Here is a 20,976-nt window from a genome sequence, read left to right as displayed (position 1 = left end):
CGAAGCTGGCTTTTAATGATTTTTGCCCAAACAAAAAACCTGCCGCAGCAGGTTATTTTTTACTGTCCAGTATTAATGTAACGGGTCCATCATTCGTAAGCTGAACGTCCATCATGGCACCAAATTGACCTGTTTCCGTATGGACGCCTTTTTTGCGGAGTTCCTCGTTAAATGCTTCATAAATATCATTTGCCTCTTCAGGACGGGCGGCGTCCATGAAGTTCGGTCGACGGCCTTTACGGCAATCTCCGTATAGGGTGAATTGTGAAACGGATAAAATCGAACCACCTACATCCAGTAGTGAGTGGTTCATCTTTTCATTTTCATCTTCAAATATTCTGAGATTGACAATCTTTTCGGCCAAATAGGCAGCGTCATCGATGGTATCCCCATGGGTGACACCAACCAAAAGAACGAGCCCACTTTCGATTTGCCCGATTATTTGGTCTGCCACAACGACTTTGGCTGCTTTGGAACGTTGTAAAACAACACGCATGGTAATAAAAACTCCTTAGTTCATAATCCTTCTGACGGAATAAACATCTGAAATTTGTTTTATACGGTCGACTACCTTTTGTAAATGTGCAATGTTATGAATATAAATCGACATGTGAATTGTCGCCACTTTATTCCTGTCGGATTTACCTGATACCGCTGAAATATTGGTCTTCGTTTCATTGACTGCTTGCAGCACTTCGTTTAATAAACCGCGACGGTCATACCCGCTGATTTCAATTTCAACGATGTATTCCTTGCGTTCGTTAATGGTACTTTCCCATTCAACAGGAACAAGGCGATGTTCGCAATCCCCGCTATCCAGGTTCGGGCAGTCTTGTCTATGGACCGATACTCCCCGGCCTTTGGTTATATAACCAACGATTTCATCTCCGGGAACTGGGTTACAACAGCGTGATAATCGGATAAGCAGATTATCAATACCAGGAACCTGTACACCTGAGTCGCGTTTTTTAGAGGAATTGGAGAAGGTTTTCAGATCGGCCACTGCTTCTGAAATATCAGCCTCTTGCTCGACCGCTTTCTGCTTACGCCATTTCTCGGTAAGGCGGTTCGCTACCTGAAGAGCTGTTATTCCGTTATATCCCACCGCTGCATACATATCTTCTTCATTGAGGAAGTTGAATTTATCTGCAACACGCCTGATATTATCGGCAGTCAGGATTTCCTTCAGATCGAATTCCATTTCCTTGATTTCTTTTTCAACAAGTTCTTTGCCTTTTTCGATGTTTTCTTCTCGACGCTGCTTTTTGAAATATTGACGGATCTTATTTTTCGCTTGAGATGTTTGTGTGAGTTTAAGCCAGTCCTGACTTGGACCATATGAATGCTTCGATGTTAAAATTTCAATGATGTCACCAGTCTTCAGTTTATAATCCAGCGGCACCATTTTACCATTCACTTTGGCACCGATCGTTTTGTTTCCGATTTCCGAGTGAATCCGGTAAGCGAAGTCAATCGGATTGGATCCTGATGGCAGCTCGATCACATCGCCTTTTGGCGTGAAAATGAAGACCATATCAGAAAAAAGATCGATTTTAAGGGATTCCATGAATTCCTCGGCATTAGTCGCGTCATCCTGGAATTCCAGAATTTCGCGGAACCAAGTCAATTTTTCTTCTAATGAAGGCTGTTCACCAACATCTTTTCCTTCTTTATAAGCCCAGTGCGCAGCAACCCCGAACTCGGCAATGCGATGCATTTCTGAAGTACGGATCTGCACTTCAAGCGGATCGCCTTTCGGTCCAATCACCGTCGTATGAAGCGATTGATACATATTCGTCTTCGGCATCGCGATATAGTCTTTAAATCGGCCAGGCATCGGCTTCCAGCATGTATGGATGATTCCTAAAACGGCATAGCAATCTTTTATGCTATTGACGACGATACGGACCGCAAGCAAATCATAAATTTCGCTGAACTGCTTATTCTGCAATGCCATTTTGCGATAAATGCTGTAAATATGTTTCGGTCTTCCGGATAGATCAGCCTTAATGTTGACTTCCTCTACGTTTTTACGCACTTCATCAACGACTTCTTCTAAATATTTTTCACGTTCTGCACGCTTTTTCTTCATCAGGTTGACGATTCGGTAATACTGCTGAGGATTCAAATACCTTAATGCAGTATCTTCAAGTTCCCATTTAATCGTACTGATACCAAGACGATGAGCAAGCGGTGCGAAGATTTCCAACGTCTCGTTCGATATCCTTCTCTGCTTTTCCTGAGGCAGATGCTTTAATGTCCGCATATTGTGCAGTCTGTCGGCAAGCTTGATCAATATGACCCGGATATCCTGGGCCATCGCCACGAACATTTTCCTATGGTTTTCCGCCTGTTGCTCTTGCTGTGATTTATACTTGATTTTCCCTAATTTGGTCACGCCATCTACGAGCATGGCGACTTCAGGACTGAAATTTTCTTCAATATCCTTCAGGGTGACCTCCGTGTCTTCAACAACATCATGTAAAAAACCTGCTGCAATAGTTGCAGGATCCATTTCAAGATCCGCTAGAATGCCGGCCACTTGAATCGGATGAATAATATAAGGCTCTCCCGATTTACGGTATTGTTCTCTATGAGCATACTCTGCATACTTAAACGCTCTATGAATAAATTCAGCCTCTTCCGGCTGAAGATATAAGCTGGCCCGTTCTACAACCTGTTCGGCAGTCAATATTTGATCATTAGCCATTTAATCACCTTAACCCCACTTTAACTGCCACCGGATATGATCCGGATTGAGTATGATTGGTAGCACTTCCCTTAATTCAGCAAAACGTGACAATTTTTGCGAAAAAAAATAAATCCGCTTAAACGGATACAAGTGCAAATAAACTTATTAGCAGAAAAACTCTTTATTATTACTATTATCGAAAAAAAAGAGGAGGTTGTAAAGAGTTAAACGTGTATTTTATGAAGATTACTGCTTTTTTTCACTGGAAATTCGACAAAATACAGTGAAATCGGGTAAAACAGAAAGAGCACCCTGGTCAGAGTGCTCTCTTTATTAAAAGCTCATTAATGTCAATACATCATAGCCTTCTAATTTATCTTTACCATCCAAGTCAGTTAATTCAATAAGGAATGCAATCCCGGCCACTATTCCGCCAAGCTCTTCAACCAATTTGATCGTCGCTTCGATTGTTCCCCCGGTAGCAAGTAAATCGTCCGTAATCAGGATACGCTGTCCAGGTTTGATGGCATCTTTATGGATGGTCAATACATCCTTGCCATATTCTAATCCATATTCGACTTTTATCGTTTCACGTGGAAGTTTTCCTTCTTTTCTCACTGGCGCAAAGCCCACTTCCAATGAGTATGCGACTGGACATCCGATAATGAATCCGCGTGCTTCCGGCCCGACCACCAAGTCGATATTTTTATCACGAGCGTACTCGACGATTTGGTCTGTTGCGTATTTATAAGCTGCGCCGTTATCCATTAATGTTGTAATATCTTTGAAGACAATACCCGGTTTTGGCCAGTCTTGCACAATTGTTACATATTGCTTTAAATCCATTGCTTTGTTTCCTCCTCAAGGTCTGTTGCCTCATGAACTAAATAATGATTGAACCAATCGAATAATTGCTGATAGGAAGAATAAACAAGCTCTTGTTCAAGCTCAAATTGCTCTTTCTTTCTTGTATACGATTCAGATTCACTAAGATCGCGTTTTTTCGCATTGGTTGTGAGCATAATTAACCCATTCTCTATTGTAACAAAATCAAGCTCAAAAAACACCTTTGAAATGAAATCCACTGTATCTCTTGACCAGCCGCGGTATTTGGCTAGGTCATCACCATATCTTTTCACATCTAGCGGACCCTTTTTCGCAAGGAAGGCATAAAACCATTTAAAATGATCCCTCGTTGGCATCGTACTTAGGAAATGGTCCTGTTCATGGGAAAGGTGAGCGTAGATACGCGAAGGGTTCTTATTGGCAATCACCCGTTTCAAATATTCCCTGGACGGCGGCATGTCCATAAATACCAAATGACCTTCGAAGCAGTCGAGCTGTTCTGCATCCAGTTCATTCTTGATATGAACGAGATCTGGATGGTTTTGTAAAAATGGATACCTGCTATAAATACCTTCCGAGAAAATGACGATTTTCCGGTTTTGTGCAGGAATGTCGGCAAGCCACTTCTCAGTTTGACCTTTCCCGCGGTAATCGAATAACTGCCAATGGTTTACCGCGACATCCTGGACAAAGATCTGAGGTTTTTTCATATTATTCCACTCATTGATAGAAAGCTCTCCGATCACCGAGACTTCAGCGTGCGGAGCTATTTCATCGACAAAATGACCGAGACCGAAGCCTACACCATCAAGTTTATGATTTTCACCATCTTCAAGCTGGACCTTCAAGTGATTTTGGTTGGCACCAATTTTGCGGACACTTGAAAGTTGTACCGAATCTATCAAGATCTTCGGTTTGGGATTCGTCACCCCAAATGGCGCCAGCAAGCTCATCTCCTGAATCGTTTGAATGGAAACTTCAGCTAAAGTCGTAGACCCGTCCAAATTGGTAATGGGTGTGAAGTCTTCTTCGCTAAGTTGTTCCCTCGCAATCAAGTTCATGCGGTCCCTAAGCTCCTGAACATCTTCAATTTTCAATGTCATTCCAGCAGCCATTGGATGTCCGCCAAAATGCGGCAGTAATTCACGGCAGGTGGAAAGACTTTCGAAAAGATCGAAACCGGCAATGCTCCGTGCAGAACCTTTAGCGTACCCCTTTTCCCGGTCAAAGCTCAATACGATTGTGGGCCGGTAAAAGCGTTCAACAAGTTTAGATGCCACAATACCCACAACTCCTGCGTTCCAGCCTTCCCTCCCGATGATGAGGACACCATTTGACTCCGGCGGGAAGTTTTCCTCGACTTCAGCAATCGCTTCCGCTGCCATTGCTGCAACCATTTCCTGCCGCTCTTTATTAATATCATTGATTTCATTGGCGAGTTCCATCGCTTCTTCGAGGCTGGTGGACATCAATAAATCGACAGCGGGATCGGCATCTCCAAGGCGCCCGACAGCATTGATCCGCGGTGCCATCGCAAAGCCTATCGATTCTTCATTCAATGCTTCCTGCTGAACATTCGCCACTTTCATTAAGGCAACCAGTCCCGGGCGACGAGTCAAACGTAACTGCTCGATTCCCTTCGCAGCAATGAGGCGGTTTTCCCCTTTTAATGGCACTAAATCCGCAATGGTACCGATTGCCGCTATTTCAAGCAAATCCTCTGGTAGTTCCCCAAGCAATGCGTGTGCCAGCTTAAAAGCGACCCCTACACCGGCAAGGTCTTTAAATGGGTAGGAACTATCCTCAAGTTTAGGATGGATGATTGCCAGTGCCTCGGGCAGTTCCGGTCCCGGTTCATGGTGATCGGTCAAAATATAGTCCATGCCAAGCTCTCCGGCAAGTTTCGCTTCTTCGACCGCCGAAATTCCAGTATCAACCGTTATTAATACCTTCACTCCTTGCTCAGCTGCAAGTCGGAACGCCATCGGATTCGGGCCATATCCCTCTGTAAAGCGATTTGGGATATAAAAATCCACTTCGGCCCCTAATCTCATGAGCGCCGTCATCATCACAGTGGTCGATGTCACGCCATCCGCGTCATAATCACCGAATATCCTTATTTTTTCTCCATTTTGAATGGCTTCTCTTATTCTATATACTGCTTTATCCATATCTTTCAATAAAAATGGATCATGGAAAGTTTGATTTTTTACAAATAAAAATGATCGGGCACTTTCAATCGTATCCAGGCCTCGATTCACAAGTAGGGCTGCAACCAAAGGTGTGATATGAAGCTCTTCAGCTAGTACAGCAACTTTGTTTTCATCGGCAGTTCGTAAGTTCCACCGGGTTTTTGGCTTTAACATGAATTCACCCCTCAACTTACTTATTATACAAAACGGTGATTCCGGTTTCAATTTTATTTTAAACTCAGAAAATGCTGTGATTTACATTTGCTTGTCCATAAAAAAGAAAAGAAGGCTGGCATCATGCCAGCCCCCTCTCACCTATTAAACTTGTCCTTCAAGACTTTGTTTCTTTTCTTTTGCCGTATTTAGCGGTCCTTTCTTCTTCAATTCCCTGATTTTCAAATCAAGCCAGAATTGTGAAGCGATCAATAGTGATGAATACACGCCACATATTAATCCGATGAACAAGGCAATGGAGAAGTTTCGGATAGCCTCACTACCGAAGATCGTCAATGCGATTACCGTAACAAGGACGGTCAGGACCGTGTTGATTGATCTCGTCAAAGTTTGCCTGATACTAATGTTTACAATGTCTTCAAGCTCTTGGACAGTTTTGACCTTACGACTGAAACGTAAATTTTCACGAATTCGGTCAAAAGTAACGATCGTATCATTGATGGAATAACCGACGATCGTCAGAACCGCAGCAATGAAGGTGATGTCCACTTCGAGCCGAAGTAAGCTAAAAATCGTAATGATGAAGAAAGCATCATGTATTAGCGCAACGACGGCGGGTACAGCCATTCGCCATTCAAATCGTATCGATACATACAAAATGATACCGATGGATGCAATCGCTAACGCAAACATGGCATTTTTTGCAAGTTCTTTTCCGACTGTCGGCGAAACGGTGCTGACATTCGGTTCTGCCCCGTAATCGTTCTTGAAATGGTCCTTCAACACAGCGATTTCCTGTTTATCAAGGACACCCACTGTACGAACGACAGCATTTTTATCATCTTTTCCAGCAAGTCTGACATCCTTAATATCATCTATGTCAATACCGGCCTTGCCCATTTCGGTTTTGACTTGTTGGGTCGTTAAGGCATCTTTAGAAGCGATCTCAATGCGGGTACCGCTCGTGAAATCAATTCCAAGGTTCAATCTGAAGACCAACAGGAAAATGATCCCGATAATGGTGACACCGATTGAAATGCCATAAAAGACTTTCCGATGTTTGACGAAATCGATTTTATCAAAGCGTGTTGGCAATGACATTAAATTAATTTTCTCGGATAAATCGTGAATGTATTTCTTCTTCACGCCAAACCATGTTGTACGTTTGTCAAGGAACCCGCTATTCACCCATAGGCTCATGAAAAGGCGTGTACCATAGACGGCTGTTATGAAACTCATTAAAATCGAAATAATCAAAGTGGTGGCAAACCCTTTAACCGAGCTAGTTCCATAATAGAACAGAACGGCCGCAGCTAGTAAGGTCGTTAAGTTCGCATCCGTAATTGTAGAAAGTGAATTTTTCGTACCTTCTTTATAAGCCGCTTTAACAGATCTACCGAGTTTCAATTCATCCCTGATTCGCTCGTAGGTTATGATATTGGCGTCGACAGCCATCCCGACCCCTAGTACCAATGCCGCAATACCAGGCAGCGTAAGGACCGCATTCATCCAATCAAACACTAATAGCGTCAAGAAAATGTATATGCTTAAAGTGACGACTGCAATGAATCCCGGAAAGCGGTAATACACAAGCATGAAGATGAAAATGAGTGCAATTCCGATGATGCCGGCAAAAATCGTATCGTTCAGTGCACCTTCACCAAATTGCGCTCCTACTGAAGTAGAGTATTTTTCCTTCAAATCGACTGGCAGGGCACCAGCATCGAGAAGGTCTGCAAGCTCTTTTGCTTCTTCCACCGTAAACTGTCCTGTGATGTATACCTTATTCGTATTGAAAACTTCACTGACATATGGAGCGGATATCATATTGTCTTGTGAGGCTTTGTTCTTAATGGAATCTTTTCCTTCTTCGAAGTCCAGCCAGATTGCAAGTACATTTGTCGGACTTTCCATCGAGGATATTTTTTGCGTGATATCTTTAAATTTATTCACATCTTTCAATGTGACTTCAACAACCGGTTTATTATCCTGGAACGTTTGTTTCGAGCCGCCTTCTTTCAGGTCAGCACCCGTCATCATTTCCTTATCGTTGTAATCACGGAAGGATAACTTAGCTTGTGTCGAAAGGATTTCCCGAGCGTTGTTTTGGTCTTTAACACCAGCCAGTTGAACGCGGATCCGGTCTTTCCCTTCAATTTGAATGTTAGGTTCACTAACACCCAAAACATTGACACGCCGCTCAAGTGAGCTTACTGTAGCCCTTAAAACTTCCGGTGTGATTTTTTCCCCGGATAACGGTTTTACTTCATATAACACTTCAAAACCGCCTTGAAGATCAAGACCAAGCTTGATATCCTTAAGGATTCCTTTTGAAGTCGTTCCCATCGCTGCGAAAATCAAAAGTGCGATTAGAAAAAACGCAACGATCCTGCTTCTTTTTACCATTATGTAGTAGGCCCCTTTCTATAATACGCCTGTTCCTGAAGTTAAAAAAACAACATTTTTTGTTTAAAAAATACCTGCATCCATTCGCTTTTTCAAGAAAATAGACACAGCTTCCCATGCTTTTTTCCAAAAAAAAGCATAACCATATCTATTATGAGTCATTTATAAACAGCTGTCAATTTAAGTATATCTTTGTGTTATTCTTTCAAAAGTTCTTTCAGTTCCTCTTCGGAAAGCGGCTCAAATAGGTTAGGTGATTTATATGCTTCGACCATTTGGAAGGTCATGAACTGGTTGCTCGAAAAAGTCAGGATATCTGCGACAAGTTCGTGAAGGTGAATGTTTTCCTGCGGACGCTTCCATTTATTTTTGGTTAATGTTCCCCATATGTCTTCCTCTGTAACGGCATTCAATCCGACCATTTGGAATTCCTCACGCTTGCTCTTCAAAAATGGACGTACCTTAATATAGTACCTTTGATAGGGATGATTCTTTTTCGCCATCACTTTTGCCTCCAGTAAAAATGATTCTCTTGTGCATTTTCATGTAAGGGCTCGATCATTTGTTAGAACGCATTCAAACACTTTTGTCATGCTTTGTCCGAGTACAAGCATATAGATAATTGTATAGCATAACCGCTTTTTTGAGAAGGCAGGGAGGGAGTACAATGTCCAAATTTTTAAAAGGGACGCTGATTTTATTAATCGCAAGCCTGATTACGAGGGTTCTTGGGTTCATTAACCGCATTGTCATCGCCCGCTTCATCGGCGAAGAAGGCGTTGGTTTATATATGATGGCTTTACCGACCCTATTTCTCGTCGTCAACATTACCCAGTTGGGCCTGCCCATCGCCATATCCAAATACGTAGCTGAGGCCAATGCCAGAGGTGATGAACGGAAAATTAAGAAAATCCTTGTTGTCTCTTTGGCCTGCACCTTTACTCTATCGATGATTTTCACTCCCGCGATGCTGGTTTTTGCGCCGGTTCTCTCAGAATACCTTTTCACTGATGAGCGGACATTATGGCCGCTCATGGCGATTGCCCCGATCGTGCCGATCATCGCCATTTCATCCGTACTTCGCGGATATTTCCAAGGCAAGCAAAATATGAAGCCCTTCGCTTTCTCACAAGTCATCGAACAGGTGGCGCGAATCACCTTCATAGCCGTCCTGACGAAGGCCTTTTTGCCATATGGAATTGAATATGCAGCAGCCGGGGCGATGTTAGCTTCAATCATCGGTGAGCTTGTATCTCTCATCTACCTATTGACCAGCTTTAAACTAAAGAAACATTTTAAGTTCCGGAAAGGTTTCTTCAAGAATGTGAAATCCGGAAAAGGAACGTTCACTGAATTGATGGGGATCGCCCTGCCTTCTACTGGGAGCAGGATGATAGGATCCATCTCGTGGTTTTTCGAACCGATAGTGGTCGCTCAGAGTTTGGCTATTGCCGGAGTCACAGCCGCAGCAGCCACGAGTCAATACGGGGAGTTAACAGGGTATGCACTGCCATTGCTCATGCTTCCCTCTTTCGTTACGTCATCGTTGGCGACGGCGCTTGTCCCGGCAGTGAGTGAAGCCCGGACGACCGGAAATTTTTTACTCGTTGAACATCGGCTGCAGCAGGCCCTGAAAATCACGTTTATCACTGGCTGTTTAGCTATCGTCATATTGTTCATCTTTGCCGAACCGATTTTACAGGTCATGTATGGCTCTTCACACGCTGCCGTTTTCATTAAATTCCTGGCACCTTTTTTTATCCTTTATTATTTTCAATACCCGCTTCAGTCCATGTTACAAGCACTGGACCTTGCAAAAGCCGCCATGTTCAACAGTCTTGCTGGCAACATCCTTAAAATCGGCGTAATCTGGCTGCTGGCATCAAAGGAAAGTTTCGGGATCATGGGTGCCGCGATCGGAATAGCTGTCGGTACGATGCTCGTTACCTTTCTGCATTTTTCAACCGTGCTAAAGGTCGTTCCTTTCACGCTTCATTTCCGCAGTTATATGTCAGCTTTAGTCCTTGCTTTGATCTCTGGCTGGGGCGGTTTTTATCTTTATCAAGTCCCGCTCTCATCACAGCCTCTTGGGGCACGACTGCTGATTTCCGTGACCGTCGTGATTCTGTTGTTCACATTTTTCATGCTCATGACCGGCGGCATAAAAAAGGCGGATCTGATCCGGATTCCTTTTGTGGGCGGGGTTTTATCAAAGTTTGCTTGGAAATAAAATGAACCGAAGCATTTAACGGCTTCGGTCATTTCTTCGTTTCATTTTTTGTCGATGTAAAATTCGCCATCTATGTAGCTGCAAATCGAAATCTCTTTGACCTTTGTTTCCCCTTGCTTTTTTAACTGATGCATAAGCCAAAAATGATTTTTTCCAATTTTCTCAAGATTCTCTTCCTGTATCTCGCCGTCGACTATCAGAGGAAAGGGTATTTCTACACTTTCCGACTTTTCTTCTTGCTTATTTTCTATCACCGAGAGCTTACCTGAAGTTTCAAGGATGGCAAATTTAACAAGGTTTAAATCATTAATACCTTGTTCACGAAGTTGGGTCAATAAGTCATCAAAATTATATCGTTGTCTGCGCATCGCTTTTTCATCTATTTTCCCCTGATTGATGATGATCTGCGGCTTACCGTCCATGAAATAGCGAAACCTGACACTTTTCAAAGCGATGAATGCCAATGTAATTTGGAGTAACGCGAGGACAAACATTGGGATAGTCTGTCGGACAAACGGTTTTTCCAAATCTTCAAAGGATAGCACGGCAATATCCCCTATCATGATAGATACCACTAAATCAAGGACGCTTAGTTCCCCTACTTCCCGCTTCCCCATCATTCGAAAAAGAAACCAGATGACTAGATAGATTACCGTCGTTCTAAAAACAATACCAAGATAGATATCCAAGTCAATTACACTTCCTTCATCCATAGCATGGCTTGGGAATTGAAAAATTACTCAATAATCTTTCCGAATTTCACCGAAGCTTCTTAAACCTGGTCTAAAGGTTCCATACGAGGAATATGCTTGTACAAACACATAAACAGGCTAAACGTAACAGCCTTTTAAAAAGGAGGAATACCCATCGAAACTAAAAAAATGAGTGTCGCCGTAATTTATGGCGTTGGCTCCATCTTTGCCATAGCGATGATTGCAAGCTTGATCGTTTCCATTCTTCTTCGTTTTACTACACTGACGGAATCATCCCTGACATACGTCATCATGATCGTGTCCTTCTTATCGTTGTTCATTGGTGGTTTCATTTCAGGAGGTAAAGGGAAAAAGCAAGGACTATTTTTAGGCGGAAGTACTGGTTTGCTTTATCTGTTGGTCGTGTTCCTTTTTCAATATTTGGGTCATGATGCACTATTCACCATCAAGCAATGGATCTATTATGGCTGTTTTGTCATAACGGCCATGATGGGTGGCGTGCTTGGGGTCAATATGAGTTCTGAGTCACGCACCAATTAAAAAAACACAGCAAAAAACCGGGCATATGGCCCGGTTTTCGTTTGTCTTATAAAGATACTTCTTTATTTGGTGCGCTTTCCGTAATTTCACGGATTGCAGCACGGTCGAATGTCAGTCTTGTACCGTCTGGTGACTTAACGACGATTTGCAATTCATCAATTGCATCGATTGTTCCGTGCATGCCGCCTATAGTAGCAATCTTATCGCCCTTTTTCAAACTGCTTTGCATGCTTTGCGTAGCCTTTGCACGTTTTTGCTGCGGGCGGATCAATAAGAAATAGAACAATACGAACATTAAGATCAACGGAAGTATTTGTGTTAAAGAACCCATTTTTATATTCACTCCTTTCGTTCATTAAAATATTTATGGAATTAGAAGTTTCTCGCATTTGGTTCATTGAAACCATATTGCTCAAAAAACTCTTCCCTAAAGTCTCCAAGACGATCTTCTCGAATAGCTTGTCTGACCTGTTCCATCAAGTTTAACAGAAAATGAAGGTTATGATAAGTCGTAAGACGTATCCCAAAGGTTTCTTCACATTTAATCAAATGGCGGATATATGCGCGGCTATAATTCTTGCAAACATGGCAATCGCAATTTTCATCGATTGGCCCGAAATCGCGTGCATACTTCGCATTTTTCACAACCAGCCGCCCATTGCTCGTCATCAATGTACCATTACGCGCAATACGTGTCGGCAGTACACAGTCAAACATATCGACACCGCGGATTGCACCGTCGATCAATGAGTCCGGAGAACCGACCCCCATCAGGTAACGCGGTTTGTTGGTTGGCAATAGCGGACTTGTAAACTCAAGGACGCGGTTCATGATATCTTTCGGTTCCCCAACGGATAGTCCTCCAATAGCATAACCCGGAAAATCAAGGGAAACAAGGTCTTTTGCACTTTGTTTACGAAGGTTTTCAAACTCCCCGCCTTGAACGATCCCGAACAACCCTTGGTCATTTGGACGCTCATGGGCATTTAAACAGCGTTCAGCCCAGCGTGATGTCCGTTCAACCGACTTCTTCATATACTCTTCAGTTGCCGGAAATGGCGGACATTCATCGAATGCCATCATAATATCCGAGCCAAGTGCATTTTGTATTTCCATCGCTTTTTCCGGAGATAAAAATAATTTATCACCATTCAGATGGTTTCTGAAATGTACGCCCTCTTCTTCAATTTTGCGGAACTCGCTCAAACTGAAGACTTGAAAGCCGCCGGAGTCCGTCAAAATCGGCCGATCCCAGTTCATGAACTTATGCAATCCGCCAGCTTCCTTGATGATTTCATGCCCCGGACGCAGCCATAAGTGGTACGTATTGCTCAGGATGATGCCTGCCCCCATTTGTTTCAAATCTTCCGGGGACATCGTTTTGACAGTAGCCATCGTTCCAACCGGCATAAATGCCGGCGTTTCAAAAGAACCATGCGGCGTGTGAACCCGGCCTAACCGAGCCCCTGTCTGTTTACATGTTTTGATTAACTCATATCGTATTGCAGTCAACGCAATAACTCCCTTCAAGAGCTTATCACTCTTATATTACTTAATTAACATCGCATCGCCAAAACTAAAGAACCTGTATTTTTCTTCCACTGCCGTTTCATAGGCATGAAGGACATGCTCCCTGCCTGCAAGTGCAGAAATAAGCATGATTAAAGTTGACTTCGGTAAATGGAAGTTCGTAATCATCGCATCGATCCCTTTGAACTCATAACCAGGATAAATGAAGATGCTCGTCCAGCCATTCTCTTCCTTGAAAACTCCATCATGACGGGACGCAATCGTTTCCAATGTCCTTGTGGACGTAGTTCCGACCGTGATGATTTTCCCGCCTTTTTCTTTCACTTCATTCAGTAATCTAGCTGTGCCTTCCGTCATTTGATAAAATTCCGAATGCATTTCGTGGCTGTCAATATCGTCCACACTGACTGGACGGAATGTACCAAGTCCAACATGAAGCGTGATGAAAGCGATATGGACACCCATCCCTTTAAGTTTCTCAAGCAAATGATCCGTAAAGTGCAGTCCTGCGGTTGGTGCCGCTGCAGATCCACGTTCACGCGCATATACCGTTTGATAACGGTCCTGGTCGTCAAGCTGTTCCTTGATATATGGAGGTAACGGCATTTCGCCAAGTTTCTCTAATATTTCATAAAAAATACCTTCATAGTGAAATTCAAGGATTCGGCCGCCATGCTCAAGTACACCTGTACAGACGGCACTCAGCTTACCATCGCCAAAGATGATTGTCGAGCCTTCTTTAATTCGTTTGGCTGGCTTCACAAGTGTTTCCCATACATCATCGTGCTCTTGTTTAAGAAGCAAAACTTCTATTTTTGCACCTGTTTCTTCTTTACTGCCGTATAGTCGCGCCGGCAGCACTTTCGTATCATTCAGCACCAAACAATCCCCGGGTTTGACATATTCCGTGATATGACTGAATACGTCATGCTGGAGCTTACCCGTTTCTTTGTCCAACACCATCAATCTACTTGCTTCCCTATCTTCAAGAGGAACTTGGGCAATCAATTCCTCCGGTAAATGAAAATCAAACATATCCAATTTCATCTGTTCCACTTCCTAACGTGTCTATCATGCTGTAATGATTATTTAAAACGGCCGATCAAATAAAAAATAGCGGACAACACAACACTGACGATGATTGATGTCACGATAGGAAAGTAAAACGTCGTATTCCCCTTTTTGAGAAAAATATCTCCCGGCAGCCTGCCGAGATGAATATATTTCATCGCAAAACCAATCACGAATATAATCACGCCAAGTATCATGACCATTTTAGGTATATTCATCATTCTGGCATCTCCAAATCGAAATGCTCGTATACCAGCTGCGTTGCCATCCGCCCTCTTGGGGTCCGCTGAAGAAAGCCGACCTGTAACAGATATGGCTCATACACATCTTCAATCGTATGTGCTTCTTCGCCGATGGTTGCAGCAATCGTTTCCAGACCAACTGGTCCACCACGGAATTTTTCAATGATCCCTTTAAGTAATTTATGGTCAATATGATCGAGTCCTAAACGGTCAACCTGCATTAATTCAAGTGCATAATCGGCAAGTTCAGCCGTTATCGTACCATCTCCGCGCACTTGGGCGAAATCCCTGACTCTCCGTAAAAGCCGATTCGCAATTCTTGGGGTGCCCCTTGACCTTCTGGCAAGCTCACTCGCTGCTTGATCATCCATTTCCGTATCCATGATTCTTCCGGTACGGATGATGATATCAGTCAAATGATGTTCTGTATAATATTCAAGACGGCTCAAAACGCCAAATCGGTCCCTTAGCGGTGCAGACAGTGAGCCAGCACGAGTCGTCGCCCCAACAAGAGTGAACGGTGGCAGGTCAATTCTGATCGAACGAGCTTCCGGCCCCTTACCCACTACAATATCAAGACAAAAGTCCTCCATAGCCGGATATAATACTTCTTCGACAACACGCGGCAGACGGTGTATCTCATCAATGAATAACACATCTCCTGGTTCAAGCGCACTCAAAATGGCCGCCAGATCTCCAGGCCGCTCAATGGCGGGTCCAGAAGTCGTGCGGATATTGACACCCATTTCGTTGGCGATGATGACAGCAAGTGTTGTCTTCCCTAGACCAGGTGGTCCATATAAAAGAACATGATCCAGCGTTTCTTCCCGCATCCTTGCCGCTTCGATGTATACACTCAAATTGGCTTTCACTTTATCCTGTCCTATATATTGCTTTAAGTTTTGCGGCCGCAGGCTTTGTTCAAAGGATAGTTCGTTCAAATCGGCTTCCTGATTGAATAGTCTCTCCTCCATTGCGCCACTCCTTATCTTAACATCATTTGCAATGCTTTCTTAATATATTGCTCGGTCGTCATATCTTCAGCCTGCAATTTCTTGGCAACCTTTTGGATTTCCTTTTCAGAATAACCAAGAGCCTTCAAGGCAAGAATGGCTTCATCCAATTCCTCCGTATAACCATTTGGACTGAGTGCAGCCGTGACGCCTTCGTTAAACAAGCTTGGGAACGCATCCGGAATAATATTCTCAAGTTTCCCTTTTAAATCAAGAATCATTTGCCGTGCCGTTTTCTTTCCGACTCCCGGGAATTTCACCAAAAACGATTCATCTTCATTTTCGATTGCCTGCACCACCTGATCAACCTGGCCTGATGCCAATATGGCTAGAGCACCCTTCGGCCCGATTCCGGTTACATTCAATAATTTTGTGAATAACGCCTTTTCTTGACGAGTCTGAAATCCGTATAATGCGGCCATATCCTCACGAACATAATGATACAAAAAAACTTGGATTTCTTTCTGGTATTGAGCGGAAAAAATAAAAGGATTCGGCGCCATCACTTGATACCCGATCCCCCCATTTTCCACAACTATGTATTCAGGTCCAATATAATCGACCTTGCCTTTTATATAATCATACAAATTAATTCTCTCCCTGATTTTGCTGTACCTCTCATTTTATCATAAAAAGGGAGGGTTGTTCATTAAAAGTTATTTTATAATCAGCAAAGTCTTTCACAAGATTTCCTGGTGTTACTATCATCCATAAAACAAAGTGGATTGGAACGGAAGGTGCGAGCCTCCAGTGGGAATGCGAGTGCCTGCAGTGAAAATCAACGGTCAATGTCAAACCCTCCAAAATTGTGGACGATCGCTCATTCTATTTTAGTTTTTATGCATAGTGGAAAGAAACGTATGAATTTTACAACCCTCAAAAAAAACTGTAGGCAAACTCCATTATTATCGAGTTTGTCTACAGTCTGAAGGATGGGATATCATCCCACCCTAGTTTACCGAATAAGGTTCATATTCTTTAATGAGCTGTTTATATTGGTCTTTATTCATGATAGGTATTCCTTTTTGCAGTTCCTCCTGCTTGTATACTTCAAGTTTACCAACGTCTATTTGGTAGAAAGTATGGATGATCTTGGCGTGCTCAGGCCTTCCAATAAAAATGGATAACGTTCCATCTTCCCTCATTCCGAGGTAACCATTCGCTTTTAAGAGCGGAGATATGTCATTTTCGATTTTCTTAAGGACAATCTGTTCTTCATTTTGATCGACCACCTTCCACCCTTGGTATTTTGCCCAAAAGTCTTCCATCGACCAAATTGTTTCTGTCAATTTCTCCTCACTTAACTCACCATCCATATACATACGCTGAAGAATGACCTTCCTTTCAATTGGATCATTTTCCTTTTGCATAGATTCCTCTGCAAAAACGGTTAAGCAAAAGGGCAGAATGAAAAGTGTCATGAAAAATTGGATTTTTAGTTGATTAGTCAATATACTCACCTCTTAAGGCGTTTACTTTTTAAGTAGTTTGACCCCAAATAAGGTTTATTAACCAGAAAAAATCAAAAACGGCTGCCCCAAGAATCGGGGTCAGCCTTGGTATTATTTTAAGTGATTTTCATGAATGTTAAGATTATCGAACATGTCATTGGCATCCTGAATGATCATTTCCCTCGTATCACCATCACGAAGATTATTATCCAGTGTCATCGTCCTGTAATAAACACCTTCATCGGTGGTAACATAAAGGGTCCGGCCATTAGTTAGCGGTCCGATTTCCTTCTTGACTTTTTCTTTAACATCTTTTGCTTGGCTGTAGTCATCTAGCAACAATGCAACCAGCATTTCGTTTTTCATAATGATTGTCCTTGAATCAATAACCGGATCCACGCTATTTGCAACCCCATTAACTTGGTCGGCTAAAGAGCCTTCATAAGAATTATAATAAGAGGATTTGGCCTTAAGCGGTTTACTTTCATGACCATGGTAGTTTCGATCCCGCTCACTGTACGCATCATCTTTATCATAGAGGCCTTGCACCATATTCTGATAATTGATGTTGCGTACTAAAACATCTTTTTCAGTGGAATGGTATCCAGTTTCATCCGTGATATTCTCGTTTTCCGCTGTATTATTATTAGCGCATCCAACCAAACTGAAGGCAGCTAAAAAAACCGTATAAATCGGAAGTGTCCATTTTTTTTTCCGCACCAATAACCCTCCCATTGCAATAGAATGAGCTATAATTCGCTCATAATTAGCATGGGTGTCGAACGGGAATTGTACTCTGTAAGTTACGCCCAAAAACCGTTTTTATTTCCTATTGAGGGAGGAAATTTTTTTCGCAAGTTTTTCATTCATTTTCATACGCTCCGGAAAACCTTCCACCGTCATTTTCCATACGGAATGAAGTTGGGATGAACTTTTATTAAGTCGATTCCATTCACGGAAAATATCCGTTGGATAAGTTAATGCATATAAAAAGGCCAAGTCTGATTGATACCTACTCAGTTGCGGCACTTCCCACAGCTTCGTCGCCGCGTCATTTAAATGGTGGGATATTCGATTTGCATATTGTAAATAATCAATGCACCTAGGAGCATGTGCTATTAAGTCAAAATCGATTAAGGTCAAAGTGCCATCTGCTCTCCGCAAAAAATTATGATGTGCACAATCACCATGAATGATGACTTTCTTTTCCTTATTCCATAAAGACTGATTTTTTTCAAAACCCTCTAGTGACCACTCACCCCATCTAATCCATTCTTTAATAATATCTTCGGAAACATATTGGCGAACATATGAAAAGTTCTTTTTAAATAAAGCTAACCGGTCTTTCCATTTTTTTGATTGATCGAAAACAGGCGCTTTAATGGAGAGATGTTCCGAGACATCATGGAAGCTTTCTAGTAATTGAATTCCCTCTAAACGGTCCATATGATTGGAATATTTAAATTTTTTCTTACTCGGTGGAACATAGTCCATACTGCCATACCATTTCCCTTTAAATTGAAAAGGCATTAAATTCTGATGAATATAATAGGTTTGATGAAATCCCTTTTGTTTTAACAAAGAAGTCAATTCTCTTTGCCGATCCCACTTTTCAAAACTGTCGAATCCTTTAAGAGTCAATTTGAGACCCTTTTCAAAAGTTATTAAATAGACACTGCTTTGAAGATGGTGTATATTCTTTGGCTTACGATTTAAATAAGAGAGGAGACGAGTGTTAAAAACACTGTCTCCTTGATAATTAGTAGTCATCGCTTTCATCTACATAAGTCGGTATCCCAAATGTTTCAGGCGCACGAACGCCCCCGAATTGGCCTGGCTGGCCTCCCATTTGTCCAGGTAACATAGCTTCCGGCTGACCTCCAAGCTGACCACGCATCATTCCCGGCTGGCCCCCGAATTGACCTGGCATCATACCAGGTTGACCGCCGTTTTGGCCGCCCATCATCATGCCTGGTGGTGGGCCTCCATTTTGACCGCCCATCATCATGCCCGGTGGCTGACCTCCATTTTGACCGCCCATCATCATGCCTGGTGGTGGGCCTCCATTTTGACCGCCCATCATCATGCCTGGCTGACCTCCATTTTGGCCGCCCATCATCATGCCCGGTGGCTGACCTCCATTTTGACCGCCCATCATCATGCCTGGTGGCTGACCTCCATTTTGACCGCCCATCATCATGCCCGGTGGTTGACCTCCATTTTGACCGCCCATCATCATGCCCGGTGGTTGACCTCCATTTTGACCGCCCATCATCATGCCTGGTGGTGGGCCTCCATTTTGACCGCCCATCATCATGCCCGGTGGCTGACCTCCATTTTGACCGCCCATCATGCCTGGTGGCTGACCTCCATTTTGACCGCCCATCATCATGCCTGGTGGCTGACCTCCATTTTGGCCGCCCATCATGCCTGGTGGCTGACCTCCATTCTGACCGCCCATCATCATGCCCGGTGGTTGACCTCCATTTTGGCCGCCCATCATGCCTGGTGGCTGACCTCCATTTTGGCCGCCCATCATCATGCCTGGCTGACCTCCATTTTGGCCCCACATCGCCATTCCCGGCTGACCTCCATTTTGGCCCCACATCGCCATTCCCGGCTGACCTCCATTTTGACCGCCCATCATCATGCCCGGCTGACCTCCATTTTGGCCGCCCATCATCATGCCTGGCTGACCTCCATTTTGGCCGCCCATCATCATGCCTGGCTGACCTCCATTTTGGCCGCCCATCATCATGCCTGGCTGACCTCCATTTTGGCTGCCGCCCATATTCATGAACCCTTCAATTTGTTGAGCTGATTCTCCTGACTCTTCTTCAAATTCATATTGCATTTGTTGTCCCATCTGATGCTCTTTTGGATACTCGCCTGGATTCTGTTCATGATTCTGTTGTGGTTGTACGGATGGATATTGATGATAATTAGGTTGGGGTTGTGCATTGGAATTCTGATACTGCCCCTTCACTTCCGGGCCATAAGTTCCAAGCAACCCCTTATTACAGCCGCAATCTTCCTCATCTTCAGCGGCAGGCTGTGTATACTGCTGAGGGTAGTTTTGGTAATTGTATGAAGCTGGCGATTCGTTTGGTGACTCATTATTTTGTTGCATGTATGAACCTTCTACTTGAGGTTGTTGATTCATCCCCCCATAAAAATGGTGCGGGACCGGTGCAGATGCTTGATATGGATATTGTTGCTGGCTGTATGGATTCATACTTGCCCCTTGAACGAAATCTTGACCCATCGTTTGCATATCAAAAGATTCTTCCCACAATTCAGAGCTTTCGTCCATCATTTGATAGCCTTGTGCATCCTGATAGCCTGGAACACCTTGATAAGGGACTTGCATCCCGTGCATGTGCATGTGCGCCCACGGTGGCGGCTGAATACAATAACCGCTTCCAGGCAGGATTGGCGTTACCGGGATACAATCATCTACCGGCTCCTCATATTCCTGAACTGGCTGAACAGCCGGCTTTTTCTTCTTCTTAGTGACTGCCGCCTCTTCTTTTTTCTTGGGTAAAGGTGGTGGTGCAGGGGGCTTTTGCACACTCATATTGGTCATGTTGACCATATAATAATTATTGATATCGATTTCCGGAATCACCGGCTTTGGTACTTGAACTTCCTTTGGAACGATTATTTGCTTTTCTTTAATAATTGGCTTTTGCTTTACGATCGGCTGCTCTTTCTTAACTGGCTGCTCTTTTACTGGTTGCTGATATTTTGGCTGCTCTTTTACTGGTTGCTGATATTTCGGCTGCTCTTTTACTGGTTGCTGATATTTCGGCTGCTCTTTTACTGGTTGCTGATATTTCGGCTGCTCTTTTACTGGTTGCTGATATTTCGGCTGCT

At 43.4% G+C, this 20,976-nt stretch carries 19 protein-coding genes; 2 read left to right on the top strand and 17 right to left on the bottom strand.

Annotation, left to right across the window (positions count from 1 at the left end):
* Positions 1–52: 52 nt before the first annotated feature.
* From dtd to ACQKMH_RS03620, 6 genes are all read right to left on the bottom strand, one after another.
* Positions 53–496: a D-aminoacyl-tRNA deacylase gene (gene dtd / locus ACQKMH_RS03645; RefSeq protein WP_427586123.1), complete on the bottom strand. Its 444-nt coding sequence runs from the start codon at positions 494–496 to the stop codon at positions 53–55.
* 15 nt (positions 497–511) lie between these two features.
* Positions 512–2,710 carry a RelA/SpoT family protein gene (locus ACQKMH_RS03640; RefSeq protein WP_427586122.1) on the bottom strand — a complete coding sequence of 733 codons (2,199 nt, stop codon included), beginning with the start codon at positions 2,708–2,710 and terminating at the stop codon, positions 512–514.
* A gap of 315 nt (positions 2,711–3,025) precedes the next feature.
* The gene (locus ACQKMH_RS03635) at positions 3,026–3,538 is read right to left on the bottom strand and encodes an adenine phosphoribosyltransferase (RefSeq protein WP_230155007.1); all 513 of its coding nucleotides are present in this window, start codon (positions 3,536–3,538) and stop codon (positions 3,026–3,028) included.
* Entirely contained in the window at positions 3,529–5,904 is a 2,376-nt protein-coding gene (gene recJ / locus ACQKMH_RS03630) for a single-stranded-DNA-specific exonuclease RecJ (protein ID WP_427586120.1), read from the bottom strand. The genes ACQKMH_RS03635 and recJ overlap by 10 nt, the downstream gene beginning before the upstream one ends.
* Before the next feature lie 144 nt (positions 5,905–6,048).
* The gene (gene secDF / locus ACQKMH_RS03625; RefSeq protein WP_427586119.1) at positions 6,049–8,310 is read right to left on the bottom strand and encodes a protein translocase subunit SecDF; all 2,262 of its coding nucleotides are present in this window, start codon (positions 8,308–8,310) and stop codon (positions 6,049–6,051) included.
* A gap of 197 nt (positions 8,311–8,507) precedes the next feature.
* Complete coding sequence (locus tag ACQKMH_RS03620) at positions 8,508–8,813, bottom strand: post-transcriptional regulator (RefSeq protein ID WP_427586118.1); 306 nt, start codon at positions 8,811–8,813, stop codon at positions 8,508–8,510.
* A 164-nt stretch (positions 8,814–8,977) separates the two neighbouring features.
* On the opposite strand from ACQKMH_RS03620, the gene spoVB reads away from it, so the two are divergent.
* Entirely contained in the window at positions 8,978–10,540 is a 1,563-nt protein-coding gene (gene spoVB, locus ACQKMH_RS03615; RefSeq protein ID WP_427586117.1) for a stage V sporulation protein B, read from the top strand.
* Between the two features lie 41 nt (positions 10,541–10,581).
* Here the strand turns inward: spoVB and ACQKMH_RS03610 are convergent, their stop codons facing one another.
* Positions 10,582–11,253, bottom strand: a complete 672-nt coding sequence (locus ACQKMH_RS03610; RefSeq protein ID WP_427586116.1) for a DUF421 domain-containing protein — start codon at positions 11,251–11,253, stop codon at positions 10,582–10,584.
* Between the two features lie 168 nt (positions 11,254–11,421).
* On the opposite strand from ACQKMH_RS03610, the gene ACQKMH_RS03605 reads away from it, so the two are divergent.
* Complete coding sequence (locus tag ACQKMH_RS03605) at positions 11,422–11,793, top strand: TIGR04086 family membrane protein (protein ID WP_427586115.1); 372 nt, start codon at positions 11,422–11,424, stop codon at positions 11,791–11,793.
* Between the two features lie 46 nt (positions 11,794–11,839).
* Here ACQKMH_RS03605 and yajC read toward each other — a convergent pair whose 3' ends face one another.
* The 10 genes from yajC to ACQKMH_RS03555 form a co-directional block, all read right to left on the bottom strand.
* A complete protein-coding gene (gene yajC, locus ACQKMH_RS03600) occupies positions 11,840–12,124 on the bottom strand; it encodes a preprotein translocase subunit YajC (protein WP_427586114.1) in 285 nt (94 codons plus the stop codon).
* 41 nt (positions 12,125–12,165) lie between these two features.
* On the bottom strand, positions 12,166–13,305 hold the full coding sequence (tgt, locus tag ACQKMH_RS03595; protein WP_427586113.1) for a tRNA guanosine(34) transglycosylase Tgt: 1,140 nt from the start codon (positions 13,303–13,305) through the stop codon (positions 12,166–12,168).
* 36 nt (positions 13,306–13,341) lie between these two features.
* Positions 13,342–14,370 carry a tRNA preQ1(34) S-adenosylmethionine ribosyltransferase-isomerase QueA gene (queA, locus tag ACQKMH_RS03590; protein WP_427586112.1) on the bottom strand — a complete coding sequence of 343 codons (1,029 nt, stop codon included), beginning with the start codon at positions 14,368–14,370 and terminating at the stop codon, positions 13,342–13,344.
* 38 nt (positions 14,371–14,408) lie between these two features.
* Positions 14,409–14,615 (bottom strand): DUF2905 domain-containing protein, encoded by a 207-nt coding sequence (locus ACQKMH_RS03585; RefSeq protein ID WP_034308809.1) that lies wholly within the window; start codon positions 14,613–14,615, stop codon positions 14,409–14,411.
* Positions 14,612–15,610: a Holliday junction branch migration DNA helicase RuvB gene (gene ruvB / locus ACQKMH_RS03580; RefSeq protein WP_427586111.1), complete on the bottom strand. Its 999-nt coding sequence runs from the start codon at positions 15,608–15,610 to the stop codon at positions 14,612–14,614. The genes ACQKMH_RS03585 and ruvB overlap by 4 nt, the downstream gene beginning before the upstream one ends.
* 11 nt (positions 15,611–15,621) lie before the next feature.
* Positions 15,622–16,236, bottom strand: coding sequence for a Holliday junction branch migration protein RuvA (ruvA, locus tag ACQKMH_RS03575; protein WP_427586110.1), 615 nt, complete (start codon positions 16,234–16,236; stop codon positions 15,622–15,624).
* Positions 16,237–16,599: 363 nt separating this feature from the next.
* On the bottom strand, positions 16,600–17,100 hold the full coding sequence (locus ACQKMH_RS03570; protein WP_427586109.1) for a BofC C-terminal domain-containing protein: 501 nt from the start codon (positions 17,098–17,100) through the stop codon (positions 16,600–16,602).
* 111 nt (positions 17,101–17,211) lie between these two features.
* On the bottom strand, positions 17,212–17,820 hold the full coding sequence (locus tag ACQKMH_RS03565) for a YhcN/YlaJ family sporulation lipoprotein (protein ID WP_427586108.1): 609 nt from the start codon (positions 17,818–17,820) through the stop codon (positions 17,212–17,214).
* Between the two features lie 102 nt (positions 17,821–17,922).
* The gene (locus ACQKMH_RS03560) at positions 17,923–18,870 is read right to left on the bottom strand and encodes a phosphotransferase (RefSeq protein WP_427586107.1); all 948 of its coding nucleotides are present in this window, start codon (positions 18,868–18,870) and stop codon (positions 17,923–17,925) included.
* Positions 18,860–20,976, bottom strand: a 2,117-nt coding sequence (locus ACQKMH_RS03555; RefSeq protein ID WP_427586106.1) for a hypothetical protein, incomplete at its 5' end; no start/stop codon positions are given. The genes ACQKMH_RS03560 and ACQKMH_RS03555, both read right to left, overlap by 11 nt.

It is taken from the genome of Peribacillus sp. NPDC097895 (assembly GCF_050277555.1).
In the GTDB taxonomy this organism is placed as follows: domain Bacteria; phylum Bacillota; class Bacilli; order Bacillales; family DSM-1321; genus Peribacillus.
Note: the sequence above shows the minus strand (reverse complement) of the source record. Positions and strands in the feature narration are given on the sequence as shown.

Excerpts from the sequence above, each read along its gene's own strand:
- ACQKMH_RS03640 (WP_427586122.1), bottom strand. The coding sequence starts at position 2,710 with ATGGCTAATGATCAAATATTGACTGCCGAACAGGTTGTAGAACGGGCC.
- recJ (WP_427586120.1), bottom strand. The coding sequence starts at position 5,904 with ATGTTAAAGCCAAAAACCCGGTGGAACTTACGAACTGCCGATGAAAAC.
- secDF (WP_427586119.1), bottom strand. The coding sequence starts at position 8,310 with ATGGTAAAAAGAAGCAGGATCGTTGCGTTTTTTCTAATCGCACTTTTG.
- ACQKMH_RS03620 (WP_427586118.1), bottom strand. The coding sequence starts at position 8,813 with ATGGCGAAAAAGAATCATCCCTATCAAAGGTACTATATTAAGGTACGT.
- ACQKMH_RS03585 (WP_034308809.1), bottom strand. The coding sequence starts at position 14,615 with ATGATGAATATACCTAAAATGGTCATGATACTTGGCGTGATTATATTC.
- ACQKMH_RS03605 (WP_427586115.1), top strand. The coding sequence starts at position 11,422 with ATGAGTGTCGCCGTAATTTATGGCGTTGGCTCCATCTTTGCCATAGCG.
- yajC (WP_427586114.1), bottom strand. The coding sequence starts at position 12,124 with ATGGGTTCTTTAACACAAATACTTCCGTTGATCTTAATGTTCGTATTG.
- dtd (WP_427586123.1), bottom strand. The coding sequence starts at position 496 with ATGCGTGTTGTTTTACAACGTTCCAAAGCAGCCAAAGTCGTTGTGGCA.
- queA (WP_427586112.1), bottom strand. The coding sequence starts at position 14,370 with ATGAAATTGGATATGTTTGATTTTCATTTACCGGAGGAATTGATTGCC.
- ruvB (WP_427586111.1), bottom strand. The coding sequence starts at position 15,610 with ATGGAGGAGAGACTATTCAATCAGGAAGCCGATTTGAACGAACTATCC.
- ACQKMH_RS03560 (WP_427586107.1), bottom strand. The coding sequence starts at position 18,870 with ATGACTACTAATTATCAAGGAGACAGTGTTTTTAACACTCGTCTCCTC.
- spoVB (WP_427586117.1), top strand. The coding sequence starts at position 8,978 with ATGTCCAAATTTTTAAAAGGGACGCTGATTTTATTAATCGCAAGCCTG.
- ACQKMH_RS03635 (WP_230155007.1), bottom strand. The coding sequence starts at position 3,538 with ATGGATTTAAAGCAATATGTAACAATTGTGCAAGACTGGCCAAAACCG.
- ACQKMH_RS03610 (WP_427586116.1), bottom strand. The coding sequence starts at position 11,253 with ATGGATGAAGGAAGTGTAATTGACTTGGATATCTATCTTGGTATTGTT.